The 17,965-nt window shown below is 48.7% G+C and carries 11 protein-coding genes; all 11 read left to right on the top strand.

All coding sequences use genetic code 11. The annotated features are described in order from the left end of the window. Positions 1-79: 79 nt before the first annotated feature. The 11 genes from BQ7394_RS13800 to BQ7394_RS13740 all read left to right on the top strand — a co-directional run bounded on the left by BQ7394_RS13800 (position 80) and on the right by BQ7394_RS13740 (position 17,960). On the top strand, positions 80-2,302 hold the full coding sequence (locus tag BQ7394_RS13800; RefSeq protein ID WP_075557962.1) for an alpha-N-acetylglucosaminidase: 2,223 nt from the start codon (positions 80-82) through the stop codon (positions 2,300-2,302). Continuing rightward, complete coding sequence (locus tag BQ7394_RS13795; RefSeq protein WP_075557961.1) at positions 2,283-4,970, top strand: glycoside hydrolase domain-containing protein; 2,688 nt, start codon at positions 2,283-2,285, stop codon at positions 4,968-4,970. Before BQ7394_RS13800 ends, BQ7394_RS13795 begins: the two co-directional genes overlap by 20 nt. Before the next feature lie 140 nt (positions 4,971-5,110). Beyond that, the gene (locus tag BQ7394_RS13790) at positions 5,111-5,977 is read left to right on the top strand and encodes an AraC family transcriptional regulator (protein ID WP_075557960.1); all 867 of its coding nucleotides are present in this window, start codon (positions 5,111-5,113) and stop codon (positions 5,975-5,977) included. A 142-nt stretch (positions 5,978-6,119) separates the two neighbouring features. After that, positions 6,120-6,812, top strand: coding sequence for an RraA family protein (locus BQ7394_RS13780; protein ID WP_075557959.1), 693 nt, complete (start codon positions 6,120-6,122; stop codon positions 6,810-6,812). Between the two features lie 17 nt (positions 6,813-6,829). Beyond that, a complete protein-coding gene (locus BQ7394_RS13775; RefSeq protein ID WP_075557958.1) occupies positions 6,830-7,999 on the top strand; it encodes a mandelate racemase/muconate lactonizing enzyme family protein in 1,170 nt (389 codons plus the stop codon). 6 nt (positions 8,000-8,005) lie between these two features. Further along, entirely contained in the window at positions 8,006-8,797 is a 792-nt protein-coding gene (locus BQ7394_RS13770; protein WP_075557957.1) for an SDR family NAD(P)-dependent oxidoreductase, read from the top strand. Positions 8,798-8,912: 115 nt separating this feature from the next. Then, on the top strand, positions 8,913-10,466 hold the full coding sequence (locus BQ7394_RS13765; RefSeq protein WP_075560034.1) for a sodium/sugar symporter: 1,554 nt from the start codon (positions 8,913-8,915) through the stop codon (positions 10,464-10,466). Between the two features lie 35 nt (positions 10,467-10,501). Continuing rightward, positions 10,502-13,483, top strand: a complete 2,982-nt coding sequence (locus BQ7394_RS13760; protein WP_075557956.1) for a glycoside hydrolase family 2 protein — start codon at positions 10,502-10,504, stop codon at positions 13,481-13,483. A 302-nt stretch (positions 13,484-13,785) separates the two neighbouring features. Further along, entirely contained in the window at positions 13,786-15,084 is a 1,299-nt protein-coding gene (locus BQ7394_RS13750; RefSeq protein WP_075557955.1) for an alpha-L-rhamnosidase-related protein, read from the top strand. A 4-nt stretch (positions 15,085-15,088) separates the two neighbouring features. Further along, positions 15,089-16,840, top strand: a complete 1,752-nt coding sequence (locus tag BQ7394_RS25895; RefSeq protein ID WP_075557954.1) for a class I mannose-6-phosphate isomerase — start codon at positions 15,089-15,091, stop codon at positions 16,838-16,840. A gap of 28 nt (positions 16,841-16,868) precedes the next feature. Continuing rightward, a complete protein-coding gene (locus BQ7394_RS13740; protein WP_075557953.1) occupies positions 16,869-17,960 on the top strand; it encodes an ROK family protein in 1,092 nt (363 codons plus the stop codon). The last annotated feature ends 5 nt before the right edge of the window (positions 17,961-17,965 follow it).

Genomic DNA, 17,965 nt, shown 5'->3' with positions numbered 1-17,965 from the left:
TATTTCGTTTATTTGTATAATTTCATAGGGTAAACCGCTTTTATTACGTCTAGTAAGAAATAATTTAAAGTTTTATACCATGAAAATTCTAAGTAAAGTATTCTTACTTTTTTGTTTTTTATTTTTGATGTCCTGTCAGAAAGACCCGCAGATACAGGCGGCTTATGACCTGATCGAACGTATTACTCCGGGATATGGCAAACAGTTTTGTCTGGAACTGATCGAGCCGGAGAACGGGAGCGATGTCTATGAAGTGGCCGGGGAGAACGGCAAAGTCGTGTTGCGCGGGAATAATACGGTATCCTTAGCAACAGCTTATAACCAGTACCTGAAATATCATTGCAACGCCCATGTCTCCTGGTTCGGCGATCAGTTGAACTTGCCGGAGACACTGCCTGTTCCGGCTGAGACGACACACCGGATCATTAACGGTAAGTATCGTGTCTATTTTAATTATTGTACGTTGAGCTATACCGGTGCCTGGTGGGATTGGGAACGCTGGCAGCGTGAGATCGATTATATGGCTATGAACTCGATCAATACGCCTTTGTCGGTTGTCGGATTGGAAGGCGTTTGGTATAATACACTGCTTCGTTTCGGTTTTACGGATGAGGAAGCACGCTCTTATCTGGTCGATCCTGCCCATTTTGCCTGGCAGTGGATGCCTAATATCGAGAGCTTCGGCGGGCCGCTGCCGAAATCATGGATCGATTCGCATATTGCTTTGGGTAAACAAGTGGTAAACCGTCAGTTAGAGTTGGGAATGACACCGATACAACAAGGTTTTTCCGGTGCTGTACCTCGTAAGATGATGGAAAAGTTCCCGGAGGCAAAGATACAGAAGCAACCGGATTGGTACGGATTTGAAGGTATCTGTCAGTTAGACCCGCTCGACCCGCTGTTTACGGATCTGGGAAAAGCCTTTCTGGAAGAGGAGCAAAAGTTATACGGGACTTACGGACTTTATGCAGCCGACCCTTTCCATGAGAGCGAGCCTCCGGTGAATACACCTGAATATCTGAATGCTGTGGGCACTTCTATTCATCAATTGATGAAGACGTTCGACCCGGATGCGTTGTGGGTGATGCAAGCCTGGAGCTTCCGGAAAGATATTGCATCCGTCGTACCGAAACATGACCTGCTTGTATTGAGTCTGAACGGTGCGTTAGGGGGAGAAGATCATTTCTGTAACCATGATTTTGTGGTAGGTAATCTGCATAATTTTGGCGGACGTGTCAATCTTCACGGAGATTTGCCGCTGGTATCGTCCAATCAGTTTATGAAAGCGAAACAGGAAACACCGAATGTGGTAGGCTCCGGTTTGTTTATGGAGTCGATCGGACAGAATCCCGTATTCTATGAGTTAGCCTTTGAGATGCCTGTTCACCAGGACTCGGTGAAGCTGAAAGAGTGGTTGGATAAATATGCGCAGCGTCGTTACAGCGCACCTTCCGAAGCTGCCGGTAAGGCCTGGGAGTTATTGCTTGCCGGTCCTTATCGTGCGGGGACGAACGGGGTGGAGTCCAGTTCGATCATCTGTGCCCGTCCTGCTGTGGATGTAAAGAAGTCGGGACCGAATGCCGGTTTCAATATCCCTTACGACCCTCAATCGTTGATAGAAGCCGAAGCCTGTTTGTTGCAGGATGCGGAACAATTGAAAGGTTCCAAGCCTTATCGTTTCGATATTGTCGATGTGCAGCGTCAGATCATGTCTAACCTGGGACAGGAAATACATAAAAAGGCGGCGGAAGCATTTAAGAAAAAGGATAAAGAGGCGTTTGCCCTGCACTCCGGACGTTTCCTTGAGTTATTAAAAGATGTAGATATCTTGCTTCGTACCCGTACAGAGTTTAACTTTGACCAGTGGTTGACGGATGCCCGTGCCTGGGGAACGACTGACGAAGAACGTAATTTGTTTGAAAAGAATGCCTCTTCACTGGTGACTATCTGGGGTGGACAGGTCGATGTTCGTCAGTTCGATTATTCATGGCGCGAATGGACCGGTTTGATCGAGGGGTATTATCTGCAACGCTGGAAACAATTCTATGATATGTTGCAGGGACATCTCGATAACGGAACGGCTTACAGGGAGGAAGATGCAAAGATGGATTTAGGCCGCCAGGCTTTCCGTGCGAATGAATTTTATGATTCATTGGCTGACTGGGAGTTGGCTTTCGTCGATCGTCCGGGTAAGGCCCGTACTCCGGTAACGGAAGGAGATGAAGTGACCGTTGCCCGCCGAATGCTGGACAAATACAAACAATTATCAAAAGAATACTACAATGTTGAGAAAACAAATTAAGTACCTGATGATGTATTCGCTTCTGACCCTGCCTTGTGTGATGCAGGCGCAGGATGATGTAACGAATGCCTTCGATGACTTGAAACGACAGGGAACGGTGAACGAGCAGGACTCGGAAATGCGCCGTGTGGCTTCGTCGGATGCGGTGAAGAAGTTGATACAGGAAAACCCGGAAGCCGGTTATTTCTGTTTTGCGGAAGACCGGGAACACGATATCCGTATGACGGATGCGATACCTGTGCGTTGGGTGGAACGGTCGGCCGATTCACGTACAAAGTTCCAGGGCGATTGCCTTCCGGGTGAGTTCTATACCTGGCAGGTAGGAGTCTTTGCTCCGTATGAAACTGTATCGGACCTGTCTGTAACCTTCTCTGACTGGAAGAATGAAAAAGGGAACAAGATCCCGGCTTCTGCTTTCCGTTGCTTTAACCTGGGAGGAACCGATACGAACGGTAAATCTTTTAAGAAGACAGTGAATGTTCCCAAAGGAAATGTACAGGCATTATGGATCGGCTCTGATGTGCCTGTAACGGCTGACGGTGTTTATAAAGGAAAAGTGACGATCAAAGCAGCTGATGCAAAACCGGTGGAGATTACCTGCGAATTGACCGTACAAGGTTCTCCCATCGCGAACCACGGAGATAACGAAGGGTGGCGTAAAACCCGTCTGCGCTGGCTGGATTCTTCCATCGGTAATGCGGATGAACCGACGGCTCCGTATATTCCCGTTCAATTACAGAAGCAAACGATCTCCTGGCTGGGAGGGACGATGGAACTGTCGAAAGAGGGATTGCCTCAGTCCCTTTCTACCCGCTATGATCGGAGCAACCAGTTGAACGATCAGAGCAATAACCCTGTCCTGGCAGGTGAAATGCGGTTCGTGATCGAAACGGAGAATGGCGAAGAAGTATTGAAGGGCGGTTCGCTACGGATTACCGGACGAAATAAAGCGTCGGTAAACTGGACGGCTACCCGGAAGAGCCGTCATTTTGAAGTGCAGTGTTCCGGAACTTTCGGTTTCGACGGTCTGGTCGATTACCGGATACAGGTGAAGTCACTGGGAGACGTGAAGGTGAAGGATATCCGTCTGGAAGTACCTTATACTGCGTATGCTGCCAAGTATATGATGGGATTAGGCCATAAAGGAGGTTTGCGCCCTGATTCCCTGATCAACTGGCAGTGGAACGTAGAGAAACATCAGGATAAGATCTGGATGGGAAATATAAACGCCGGTCTGAACTTCTGCTTCAAAGATGAAAACTATGTGCGTCCGTTGGTGAATATCTATTATGGTTTAGGTAAGTTGAACCTGCCTGCTTCGTGGGGAAATGCCAATAAGGGCGGTATCGACATTCAGCCCGATAAAGACGGCACAGTCCTGATGACAGCCTACAGTGGTGAACGTTCGATGCAGAAAGGCGATGTCCTTCATTATAATTTCAATATGCTGGTTACTCCGGTGAAACCGCTTAACCTGCCGGAACTGGCGGAAAAACGTTTCTACCATTCCAACAGCGATGTAAGTGCCGATTATATCCCTGCCGCCCTGAAAGCGGGAGCCAATATGATCAATGTGCATCATAAGAAAGATATTTACCCGTTCATTAACTATCCGTATTATGATGAAGCCGTTCCGGATCTGAAACGCTTTATCTCGGATGCACACAGCAAGGATTTGGATGTCCGGCTTTATTATACGACCCGTGAGTTGACGGTGAAGATACCGGAGTTGTGGGCATTACGCAGCCTGGGCAGTGAAGTGATTCATGACGGTCCCGGAAAGGATGCCCGTACACTGATCCATCGCAACGGTCCTCACGAATGGTTGAACAAGAACCTGACAACTCATTTCATCCCCGCCTGGTATAACGCTTTCAAAGAAGGTAAATATGCCGGGGATATGGATATCTCGGTCATCACCACCCCCGATTCCCGTTGGAACAATTACTACCTGGAAGGGCTGGACTGGATGATTAAAAACCTGGGCCTGGATGGTGTCTATATCGACGACAGTGCTTTGGATCATCAGACCTTGCAACGTGCCCGCCGTGTGATGGATGCCGACGGTAAACGCCGCCTGATCGATATCCACTCCTGGAACCATATGAATCAGTGGGCCGGCTATGCAAACTCGCTGCATCTTTATCTGGAGTTACTGCCTTATGTAGACCGTACCTGGATCGGTGAAGGTTTCCCTGCAAACAATACGCTGGATTTCTGGCTGGTGGAAATGTCCGGTATTCCTTTCGGATTGATGAGTGAAACGTTGGATGCCCGGAATGTGTTCCGTGGAATGGTCTACGGTATGCTTCCCCGCCTGCCGTGGAGTGGAAACCCTGTTCCGTTCTGGCATATTTGGGACGATTTCGGTATGAAGAATGCCGTGATGAGAGGCTATTGGGATGAACGTTGTCCGGTAAAAACAGATAATGCTAATATCCCGGCTACCGTTTATATCAACGGAGATAAAGCGCTTGTCGTACTGGCAAACTGGACCGATCTTCCTCAAACGGCAAAGATCACATTGGATGAACAACTGCTTGGCTTCAAGCCGTCTTCCTATCTGTTGCCGGAGATCCGGAACACACAATGGGAAGGAAAACTGTCTTCCCTGAACCAATGCGAGATCATGGGACGTGGCGGTATGATCATTTTACTGGAAAAATAAAAGAACGAACCGGATAGTTCCGTTTTGTATAAGTTAAAGGGCCGAATGATACCATTTCGGCCCTTCTTTTTTTCCGGAAGTGTAAAATCCGGTACTGTCTTTTCCCTATCTTTGCTTCTGAATAAGGGAAAGGAAATACCATGGATAACAAGACAACAGAACAGTCTCTCTGGGGACTTTTGGAAGGGATAACGGATAATCTGAAGTACAAACGACTGGCGGATGTCTTCCGCTTTGTCTCTTTCCAGCCATTTGAAACATTCGGACCACACCAGCATCTACGTATCGAGATCAACTATGTAAAGAAAGGAAATTGCATTCTGCACCTGGAGAACGAAAGTATCAGTTTTAATGAGAACGAGATGATGATCATCTGCTCGAATGTGGAACACACCTTCGAGGCCGGTTCGGAAGGGACGACGCTGATGCAGCTGGAATTTCTGCCGGAGATCTTCTCCCGCTTCAATCCGCATGCCCAGGATGAGACAGGCGAATTGACTCCCGTCACTATCTTCTCGGAAGAGAACCGGCTGATCAAGATCGTGAATAATGTCCGGATCATGCGGGCCGTTCAGCGTATCGTGAACGAGATGAACCTGAAAAACAAATACTATCAATACCTGGTCGTGATGTACTATGCGGAACTACTGATTCTGATCTACCGCTATATGGACGAATCCTACCTGCCGATTTGTACAAATGAATCGCTGAAAAAGGCAATTTCTTATATCCGCATGAACTATCAGACAGATATCTCCATCACCGACGTGGCCGGGCAGACCGGAATAGGGGAACGTTACCTGCGCAAACTCTTCGCCCAGCATCTCAATCTCTCTCCGCTGGATTATCTGAACCAGATACGGATCAATAAGGCGATCGAACTGTTGAGGAATACGGAAATGTCTATAAAAGAGATCTGTTTCATCTGCGGGTTCAAGTCGCCGCAATACTTTTCTAGGGTATTCAAACAGCAGATGGGGATCACTCCGAGGGAGGTTACCAAATAGTTTTCCGTTTTGTACACATTTTCCTCTTAAAAGGTCCTACCTGCATACGTTGCAGCTTTGTTTTAAGCCTTACTTTTTGTACACTCCGGCTAACTTTGTGATCAGTAACAGGAGTATATAAATACTGATAAACTATAGTAAAATGAAAGAATGGAATGATGATAAAGCGTTGTTCTCTTTGATAAAAGAGGAGCTTTATACCGCAGTGATCGGTGACATTATGGATAAGATGGGTTATACCCGTCAGTTTCTTCCCCCGCAAATACGTCCGCTTCGTGACGATATGCTGGTTGTCGGACGGGCAATGACAGTGCTGGAAGCAGATGTGTTGGAGCATGGAAAGGAATGTGGGGAGAATCCGTTGTTGAAACGTTCTTTCGGATTGATGCTCGAAGCGCTGGACGATCTGAAAGAAGATGAAGTCTATGTCTGTTCCGGTTCGTCTCCCTGTTATGCCTTATGGGGTGAATTGATGAGTGCCCGGGCTATGCAGTGCAAGGCAGCCGGTGCTGTGGTGAATGGTTATTCACGCGATACGAAAGGGATTCTGGCACTCGACTTCCCTTGTTTCTCTTACGGCCCTTATGCACAGGACCAGGCTCCGAGAGGAAAAGTGATCGACTATCGCGTTCCGATTGAAATGGATGGGGTGCGTATCGACGACGGGGATATCCTGATAGGAGATATCGACGGTGTATGTGTCGTTCCCCGCGCTATCGAGGAGGAAGTCTTTACCCGTGCCCTTGAAAAAGCCCGTGGCGAACGGATGGTATTGAAGAAGATACAGGAAGGAATGAAAGCTCGCGATGCTTTCGACCAGTTTGGAATCATGTAATTAAATCGAAATAGACAATGAAGATCACAGATGTAAAGGTATGGTTGGTACAAGGTATCAAATACAACTGGACGCTACTTAAAATATATACGGACGAAGGATATACCGGTGTGGGCGAAGCGACCAACTGGCCGGGAAGTCCGATCGTCTTTGAAGCTGCCAAGCATGTAGGGCAGCGTATCATCGGTCTCGATCCGATGAAGACGGATTTTATCTGGACGAAGCTCTATCGCGATCTGAACTGGATCGGCCCGTACGGTGCCAGCCTTTGCGCCATCAGCGGTATCGATATGGCTTTGCTGGACCTGAAGGCAAAAGTGCTGGGCGTTCCCTGCTATGAGTTGCTGGGCGGCGCTTATCGCAAAAACGTTTTATTATATGCCAACTACTGGTTTACCGGTGGCGGACATAATGCCAAAGACTATACGGAACAGGCGTTGAAAGTAAAGGAGGCCGGTTTCACCGGACTGAAGTTCGACCCATTTGCACATACGAACTATTTCTATGGGGAAGACCTGGCTTCCAATCTGACCCTGACGGCAGAACAACAAGACTTGGCTTTCGATGTATCGAAGGCGGTACGTGATGCGGTAGGACCGGAGTTCGATATTATGATCGAGACACATGCCATGCTGAATTACCGGGTGGCGGTGAAGATGGCCGAACGTCTGGCAAAGTTGGATATTACCTGGTATGAGGAACCTGCCGGACCGGAAAGTTCGCAGACCTTGCGTGCCATGCGTGAACGTATCCCTTCCGATGTCGCTATCTGCGTAGGCGAACGCCATTATACCCGCTTCGGTATCCGTTCTTTGTTGGAGAAACATGTCTGTGATGTCATCATGCCGGATATCACCCGTTGCGGCGGACCGTCTGAAATGAAGCGGATGGCGACGATGGCGGAAGCCTACAACGTCCTGATCGCTCCCCATAATCCGAACGGGCCTTTATCGACGCTTGCTTCTTCGCATGTGTGTGCTGCGATCCCGAATTTCTTCCGTCAGGAATTTATGTTCAATGATGTTCCCTGGAGGGATACGGTGATCGACCATCCGATAGCGGAAATGGTGTACGACGGCCATCTGCATCTGTCCGACCGTCCGGGACTGGGCGTAGACCTGGTGGAGGAAGAGATGGAAAAGCATCCGGGTATTACGACGAACGCGCCCGCTAACTTCTATATATAATAATGTATGAGCTTTACGATAGATTATAAAGATAAAGTGGTACTTGTTACCGGCGTATCTTCCGGTATCGGTCTGGGTACTGCCCGGGAGTTTGCCCGGGCGGGTGCTCATGTCGCCGGATGTGCACGAAAAGCGGCGGATGATCCGTCGGCAGCCGCATTCCGGGAGGCTGTCGAGTCGCAGGGAGTCCGGTCGTTGTATGTGCAGACCGACGTCACTTGTCCCGAACAACTGGAGCAGCTGGTGGAGGAAACGATCCGTACTTTCGGGCGGTTGGATGTCCTGGTCTCCAGTGCGGGTATGAATGTATTCGAGGGTGCAGCCGGGTGTACGGAAGAACGCTGGCAGTATAACCTGGATCTGAACCTGGCATCCCACTGGCGGTTGTCGAAGCTATGCAAACCCTATCTGGAACAGAGTGGGGAAGGCGTTATCCTGTTGATGACTTCCAACCATGCGTTCGGAACGATTCCCGGATGCTTTCCGTATAGCGTGACGAAAACGGCGATCACCGGCCTGGTCCGTAACCTGGCGATCGAGTGGGGGCCTGCTATCCGTACGGTCGGTGTCGCTCCGGGCTTCATCGATACGGCGGGCAACGATACCTGGTTCGACTCTTTTCCGGATGCCCGGGAAGAGCGTTTACGTACGATCAACCTGCATCCGGTCAAACGGATCGGGACGGTAGAGGAGGTGGGTGACCTCTGTGTCTATCTTGCTTCGCCTATGGCGCGTTTCATTAGTGGGACAACGATCCTGATGGACGGTGGCCGGTCGGCTCTGATGCAAGATGAATAGGGTTTTGCCACTACGATGGCAGAACCCTGCCATACCTTTGGCAGAGCTCTGCCATCGTAGTGGCAGTATTCTGCCAAAGGCATGGCAAAAGAATTAGATAACGAATATGAATACCATGAACACAATAGATCTGATTGTTTTTATTGCTTACTGTGCCCTGATCCTCTTCGTAGGATTGTTTGTCTCACGAAAGAAGAAAGGCGAAGAACGGGATGCCGGCGATTATTTCCTTGCCGGACGCGGACTGGCCTGGTGGGCGATCGGTGCTTCGATCATTGCGTCGAACATCTCTGCCGAACAGTTTGTCGGTATGTCCGGCTCCGGGTATGCGATCGGGCTGGCAATGGCTACTTATGAATGGATCGCCGCACTGGGATTGATTATCGTAGCCAAATACTTTATTCCGATATTTCTGGAAAAGAAGATATTCACGATGCCGCAGTTCCTGGAAGAGCGGTTCGATAAGCGGGTGAAGACGGTCATGGCTGTCTTCTGGCTGGCGGTTTTTATCTTTATCAACCTGACTTCGATACTGTATCTCGGAGCACTGACGATCGAGAAGGTCATGGGTATTCCTCTGTTTTGGGGAGTAGTCGGACTGGCTGCCTTTGCCGGTATATACTCTATCTACGGAGGATTGAAAGCGGTTGCTTTGACTGATGTCATTCAGGTGATCTTCCTTATTGGAGGCGGACTGATAACGACTTATATTGCCTTGGACTTGCTGGGAGCCGGTGAAGGAGTATGGCAGGGTGTCACGAACCTGTATGCACAGGCAGAAGATAAGTTTCATCTGATCCTCGATAAATCGCATCCGAGCTATAAGGACTTGCCCGGTATCTCTGTTATTCTCGGTGGACTGTGGGTGGCAAACCTGTATTACTGGGGATGCAACCAATATATTATTCAACGGGCTTTGGCTGCCAAGTCGGTGGGAGAGGCGCAGAACGGTATGTTGTTTGCCGGGTTTATCAAACTGTTGGTTCCGTTGCTGGTCGTGATACCGGGGATTGCTGCGTTTGCTTTGAATGCTCCGTTGGAAAAGTCGGACGAGGCTTATCCCTGGCTACTCAGCAACCTGCTACCGGTAGGAGTGAAAGGGATTGCTTTTGCGGCGTTGACGGCGGCGATTGTCAGTTCGCTGGCTTCGATGATGAACAGTATATCCACTATCTTTACAATGGATATTTATAAGTCCTTTTTCCGGAAGGAAGCCGGACAGCATGAATTGGTAAAGACTGGAAGATGGGCGAGTTTTGGATCGTTGCTGGTTGCCGTATCGATCGCACCGATGTTGTCGGGACTGGATCAGGCGTTCCAGTATATTCAGGAGTTCACCGGATTTATCAGTCCGGGTGCTTTGTCGATCTTCCTGGCTGGGTTCTTCTATAAACGGGCGACGGCAAACGGAGCATTAGCGGCTGCTTTCGGATCGTTTGTATTCTCTACGTTGATGAAGTTCCTTTGTCCCGGTTTACCGTGGATGGATCGTATGATGATCGTTTTCTTCTTCTGTTGCGGATTGATCATCCTACTGGGTAGCCGTAAGCCGATGGAAAATGCCTATACGACACACCGGCCCGGATTATTCCATACGAGCCGCCTGTTCAATATCCTGTCGTTGGTCGTGATAGCTATATTGGTTGCATTCTATTGGTTCTGGTGGTGACATTAGAAATAACAACTATAAAACATGAAATATATATGAAAAAAACATTATTACTCTTGAGTAGTTGTTTCCTGCTCAATCAGGGGATAGGTGCGGCAGATTCATCGGAGACACTCTCTCCGGAGTCTTCTTTCCTGATCCCTTGCGAGATAAGCGGGGTGAATAACTCTTCGATATTGTTGAGCGGTACATGGCAGTTCCGTTATGATAACAAAGGAAAGTGGAATACCGTCCAGGTTCCCGGTGAACTGGCTATGCAAGGCTACGCTATTCAGCACGATACTCCTTATCTGTACCGTAAATCGTTTACCCTTCCGGCCGATTATAAAGGGAAGCGTACGATACTGCGTTTCGACGGTGTTTACAGTCATGCCCGCTTGTCGGTAAATGGGAAGGAAGTCCGTGAACATTATGGTGGTTTCACCCGTTGGGAAACCGATATAACCGAGTTTGTACATCCCGGAAAGAAAAATGAGATACAGGTGGAGATCACCGACCGTATCGACGATATCTCTTATGCTTCCGGCTACGGGCATCATCCGATAGGAGGTATTTTGCGCGACGTAACTGTCTTCGCTTTACCGGAAACCTGCCTTTATGACTTCTCTGCCGAAACTCTTCTCGACACTCTTTATAAAGATGCTGTCCTGAAAGTTTCTTACCAGGGAAAAACATCGGGTAATGCAGAAGTCGCTTATACATTAACCGACCCTTTCGGCAACAACATCTCCTTGTCGCAAACCACTTTTCCTCTAAAGGAGAACGGGAACAGCAACGAACTATCTGTACGCAATCCTTTGAAATGGGACGCTGAACACCCGAACCTCTATACCCTGGCCGTATCCATCCGGGAAGGAGGCAAGGAACTGACTCGTTTCAGTAAACGCATCGGTTTCCGTGATGTGAAGGTCGTAAAAGACCGTATGCTTGTAAACGGTCTTCCCGTCAAGTTACGCGGAGCCTGCCGCCACGATATCCATCCCACATTGGGACGCACCACGACGGTTGAACTCGATAGCCTGGATGCGATTCGTTTCAAACAGTCGAATATGAATTTTGTGCGTACTTCGCATTATCCGCCTTCTGAAAAGTTCCTTGAGTATTGCGACCGCTTCGGTATCTATGTAGAGTGTGAAACGGCTGTTTGTTTCGTCGATACCTATCGCCAGAAGAATTATGCCCCGGGTAAGACACAGGATAGTACCGAGTTTACACCTCGTTATTTGTCACAATGCCGTGAAATGGTAAAGTCGTTCCGCTCGCATCCATCGATCCTTTTCTGGTCGATCGGTAATGAGAGTGTGTACGGAAAGAACTTTCAGGCTTGTTGGGATTGGGTGAAAGCGACGGATACGACTCGCCCTGTTATCTTCAGTTATCCCGGTTCGATAGGCGAGAAGATGCCGATATATGATATTCTGAGCATGCATTATCAAGATGTGGATGGAAACCTGAACCAATGGGGACGCGCCACCCGTAACTTCCAGGGACATGGTATTCCGGCTCTTTTCGACGAATGGGCACATCCTGCTTGCTATACCTATAAAACATTGCAGGACGATCCGAATATCCGTGAGTTCTGGGGAATCTCCCTCGATAAGATGTGGAGCGGTTTGTTCGATGCTCCCGGCGGTTTGGGCGGTGCCATCTGGGGATATATCGACGAGACATTTATGTTACCCGAGCCTAAGATGGGTACTTCTTTCTGGAAGGAGTTTGCCCGTACTGCCAAGCCGGAAGACTTTCAGGGAAACTGCGTAGGATATGGCGAATGGGGAATAGTAGATGTATGGCGTCGTGAGAAACCGGAGTTCTGGTCTACCAAGAAAGCCTATTCACCAGTACGCTTGTTAGCGGAGCAGGTCAGTGATTATACAACGGGTGAACGTCTGGTTCTTCCGGTATATAACCGTTTCGATCATACGAACCTGAATGAGATAAAAGTACGTTATCAATATAACAGTATGGAAAAAGATATCCGGATGGCTTCCATCGAACCGCATCAGAAAGGTGTCCTGATCCTTCCCGCTGAAGACTGGAAAGAAGGCGGCGAACTGCTTGTCAGTTTCTTTACAGCGGAGGGAGATTTGATCGATGCCTCGCTTGTCACATTAGGGCAACCTAAAATCACACTGCCGCAACCGGATCGTAAAGGTTCGCTACTGGTCGAAGAAAGTGCTGACCGTATCGTGGTAAAAGGCGATCGTTTTGAAATCCCGTTCAGTAAAGAAACCGGTCTGATCTGTCATGCAACGGCGGACGGACAGGTCTTTATAGAAAAAGGTCCTTTCCTGAATCTGGATATCAACCTGAACCATCTGACGGGAGCCGAAGTGCGTAAGAGTGCAACCAAGTTCCTTACATCGGATGCCGACTGGCAGAAGCAGAGCATCACTTATACAAAACAAGGCGATAATGTCCTGGTTATCCTGAACGGTCGTTATAATGATGTGGATACGGATATCCGTCTATTGATCTCTCCCGAAGGACGTATGGAGATCAATTATCTGACGAACGGACAACCGAATGGTTTCTTGCGTGAAACAGGTCTATCCTTCCATCTTCCTGAAACGATGGACCGGCTGAAATGGAAACGTCGGGGACATTGGAGCTATTATCCTTCCGGTGCTTTTGCAGGCAATGAAGGAGAAACCTCTCTCTATAATCCGAACAAAGTGCCTTATGGAGCCCGTCCGGAACAACCCTGGCAGAGTGATACGCACAATTATTATTATTGGGCAGATGCCGGAGCGAATTGCGATCGCCCGCTTACTCAAATGGCAAAAGGAATGAAAGAAAATATCTATTTCTATACGTTGAATGCCGGTAATACAGGAAAAGGCTTATCGGTTCTTTCACCGGATGCCACTGTTGCCTGCCGTTCAAGTAAGCGCGCAGATGGCCAATTGATCCTGTACGTCAACAACCGTTGTGATTATCCGGAAATTGCCTGGGGAAATTATTGTAAGACATTGGAGGCTAACCCTTGTTATGGGAAGATAGAGATCATCTTCTAAAGAACGAACGGTATCGGCCATCTTAAGAGAACGCAAAGCGTTCTAGGAAAGGCCTCAGCGGGTGAGCGTCCGCGAAGGTGAAAGACGAAGCGTTAGGAGACTGCGCTGTTTGAGCGAAGCGAGTTCGCAGACGACAGCGTAGTCTTTTGCCGTAGCAGCGAAGCCGGTGCAGCCTTGATTTTTTGTTTACTTTTGGATCAAGCCAAAAGTAATAGTAAGATAGTATAAGACTTTCGCAATAAATGAAAGCATTCAATCTTTAGTAATAGAATATCTTTGCATCAAATAAGAGTGCAAATAATATGAAGAAGAAACACCTATTACTATTGACCTTGTGTAGCGGCTTTATCGCCTGTACAGGGCCTACCCCCACACAACAATTAGCAAAAGATATCCGTAATGACAAGACACTACATATAGTCGACAGTATGGCCCGTTCAGTTATCCGTAGCGGTTTCAACGCTGGAAGCGGTTACTCCCAGATCTGGGCACGCGATATGAATACTTTTATCGAGGTTGCCTGCGAGGAAAGCAACCCGTCCGACCTGCGTAATGCCATCCTGCTGTTCTTTGCATTGCAGCAGCCGAACGACGAAATGATAGACGGTTATGTCCTGAAAGCAGACTTCAACTGGGGTGATGACCATCCGTATTATTCGGAGGCAGCCCCCGATCATGTCGCTTTTAAGAATACGGTAGAGACCGACCAGGAATCCTCTTTGATCCATATCGTAGGAAAGTATATCCGTAAGACCGGTGATACCTCTATCCTGAATGAAACGGTTGCCGGTCGTACCGTCTACCAGCGTATGATCGGAATGATCGACTATCTGATGAAAGAACGGTATAATGAACAATACGGCCTTCTCTACGGTGCTATGACGGCGGACTGGGGAGACGTGCAGCCCAACGATGACTTTGGTTGTGATATGAACGAACTGTCCGACCCGGCTATCGACGTATACGATAATGCCATGTTCATCATTGCCCTCAACTATATGGATGAGATGACTACCGATGAAGCCGATAAGCTCCGTTGGAAAGAGCTTCGCCAGCATATCTCCGCGAATGTACGTAAGCACCTCTGGGATGCACAGCGTCAGAAGTTTATCCCGCATATCTATCCCGAAAATTCCCCGATACCCAAAGGCTTCAATGAACTGGACGTGCATTATCACGGAGGAACAGCCATTGCTATCGAAGCCGGACTTTTGTCACCGGAAGAGATAGCAACCGTCAATGCACAGATGCTTGAGAACGTCCGTCTGTCGGGAATGCCGAGTATCGGCTTGACCCTGTATCCTACTTATCCGGAAAACTTTTTCCGTGGAGGAATGTCGAAAGCCTATATCTATCAGAATGGTGGCGACTGGACCTGGTTCGGTGGCCGTATGATCCAGCAGCTTATTGCTAACGGTATGGTAAAGGAAGCCTACGAAGAGGTACGACCGATGATCGACCGGGTGATCCAGAATAAGGGTTTCTATGAATGGTACGGTATGGGTGGTGTACCCAGCGGTTCCGGTCATTTCAAAGGATCGGCAGGAGTACTGGCGAAAGCTATCGAGATGTTTAATGAATGGTCAGAAGAAAATAAATAAAATAATGAGAAAGAGTAATTACGATAAAAGTCCCTCAACAACAGTCGACGGGGCTCTTTGGAAAGGTTGGGAGTCTGTTCTGGATAAGTTGAAGGAAGTATGCAACGTCCCGGAAAAGTTGGCACGAAAGGTCGTTGTTATCGAGTGTTATCATGGTGTGTATACAGATAAACTGGCTGAACATCTGGTAGCGTTGGAGCCTTCATTGATGATTCATTCGGATCAGTGTTTTAAAGGCGTAAAAGACATTGAGAAGATGACTTATCCTTATCTGACAGACGATCGCCTTTTTGGACGTCGCGCACCGTTTTACTATGCGGACTTCCTGGATGCAGACAAAGTAAAAGAATGCCGCGAAAAGATTGTAGCAGCTACCGGTCTGGTTATCGTTTACGGACATGCTGCGGCGGAGGTTGTCCGCGAAGCCGATGTCTTGGTCTATGTCGATATGGCACGCTGGGAGATCCAGCAGCGTTTCCGTCGGGGTGAGATCGACGGACTAGGAGTGAAGAACCGTGAAGAGGCTCCTTCATACCATTATAAACGGGGATATTTCATCGACTGGAATGTCTGCGATGCCCTGAAGAAAGAATTACTACCTAAGGTCGATTACTGGCTGGATACGCATATTCCTGATATGCCGAAGATGATCACCGGTGAGACGATGCGCGCCGGTCTGGAAAAGACTGCCCATCAGCCGTTCCGTGTGGTTCCCTTCTTCGACCCTGCACCCTGGGGCGGTCAGTGGATGAAAGAAGTATGTGACCTAGATAAGGAACAGGAGAATTTTGGCTGGTGCTTCGATTGTGTGCCGGAAGAGAATAGTCTGTATCTGAAAGTCGCAGGCGAACTGTTCGAGATGGCTTCCAATAACCTGGTGTTTTATCAGACCCGTAACTTATTGGGTGGTCCGGTAGAATCGCGTTTCGGACAGGACTTCCCGATACGTTTCGACTTCCTCGATACGATGGGAGGGGGTAATCTGAGCTTACAGGTTCACCCGACAACTCAATATATACGTGATACGTTCGGTATTTATTATACGCAGGACGAGAGTTACTACCTGTTGGATGCCGGTGAGGATGCAACCGTTTATCTCGGACTGAAAACCGGTGTCGATCCGGAAGAGATGATCGCCGCTTTGAATGAAGCGCAGGTGTCGGGCGAACCGTTCGATACGGAAAAGTATGTAAATAAATGGCCGGCAAAGAAACATGACCATTACCTGATCCCGAACGGGACTATCCATTGTTCGGGTTCGAATGCGATGGTGCTTGAGATCAGTGCGACACCCAGCCTTTTCACCTTCAAACTGTGGGATTGGGGGCGTCTGGGACTGGACGGTAAGCCGCGCCCGATCAATATCAAACACGGCTCCCATGTTATCCAGTGGGAACGGCAAACCGATTTCGTACGCGACCAGCTGGTCAACCATTTTGAGCCGCGTGCCGAAGGCGAAGGTTGGGTGGAAGAACGTACCGGCCTGCATGAGAATGAGTTTATCGAAACCCGTCGTCACTGGTTTACCGGAAAGGTACCGCACAATACGGGTGGGGGAGTCAACGTTTTTAATGTGATCGAAGGGGATGAACTGATCGTGGAAAGTCCGACGAATGCGTTCGAACCGTTCATTGTCCATTATGCCGAAACGTTTATCGTTCCTGCCATCGTCGGCGATTACACCATTCGCCCGTATGGTATTTCCGAAGGGAAAACCTGTGGGACGATAAAGGCATACGTTCGGGTGAAAGGATAAAATCGAATACCAATTAAAACACATATATATAATGTATAGTAACGATAACCGCATAGTAATGACCCTCGACGCCGGAGGAACCAACCTGGTCTTCTCGGCTATCCGCGGGGGCGACGAGATCGTGACCCCGATCACTTTACCCTCCTGTGCCTGTAGTCAGGAACAATGCCTGGGACAACTGGCAACAGGTTTCAGCCGTATCCGCGAGCAACTACCGGAACCACCGGTCGCTATCAGCTTCGCTTTTCCCGGTCCGGCAGACTATCCGGCAGGTATCATCGGTGACCTGCCGAATTTCCCCTCTTTCCGGGGAGGTGTGGCGTTAGGCCCGTATCTGGAAGATATATTCAATATCCCTGTCTTCATAAATAATGACGGTGACCTTTTTGCCTACGGGGAAGCACTGACCGGTGCTTTACCGGAAATAAACAACCGTCTGGAAAAAGCAGGCAGTATCAAACGTTATAAAAACCTGCTGGGTCTCACACTGGGCACAGGCTTCGGAGCCGGAGTCGTTATCGACGGAAATCTGCTGATGGGCGATAATGCTGCCGGAGGTGACATCTGGTGTTTCCGCAATAAGAAATATCACCCCTATATCGTGGAAGAAAGCGTGAGTATCCGTGCCGTACAACGCGTGTACCGGGAGCTTTCCGGAGACACCCATGTTTATACTCCGAAAGATATATTCGATATGGCAGAAGGTATCCGCCCGGGTAATCAGGAAGCAGCCCTTCGTGCTTTTGCCGAGTTGGGAGAGATGGCAGGAGATGCCATTGCACAAGCTATCACGTTAATCGACGGTCTGGTCGTGATCGGCGGTGGTTTGACCGGTGCAGCCAAATATATCCTTCCTGCACTTTTACAGGAGATGAACAGCCAGACCGGTATGATGGACGGTAGCCGTTTCTGTCGCTTGCAAAGTAAAGCCTATAATTTGGATGACGAGGCTGAGTTCAATCTGTTTGCAAAAGGAGAAGCAGTGAAGATACGTGTCCCCGGTTCAGGTCGTGAAGTGGACTATGACCCTTGTAAACGTATCGGAGTCATGATCAGTAAGCAGGGAGCCAGCCGTTCGGTAGCTTTGGGAGCTTATGTTTATGCGTTGAATCATTTATAAAGAAA

It is taken from the genome of Parabacteroides timonensis (genome assembly GCF_900128505.1).
Lineage (GTDB): Bacteria > Bacteroidota > Bacteroidia > Bacteroidales > Tannerellaceae > Parabacteroides > Parabacteroides timonensis.
The sequence above is the reverse complement of the archived record's forward strand: the minus strand, read 5'-3'. Positions and strand labels throughout refer to the sequence as shown.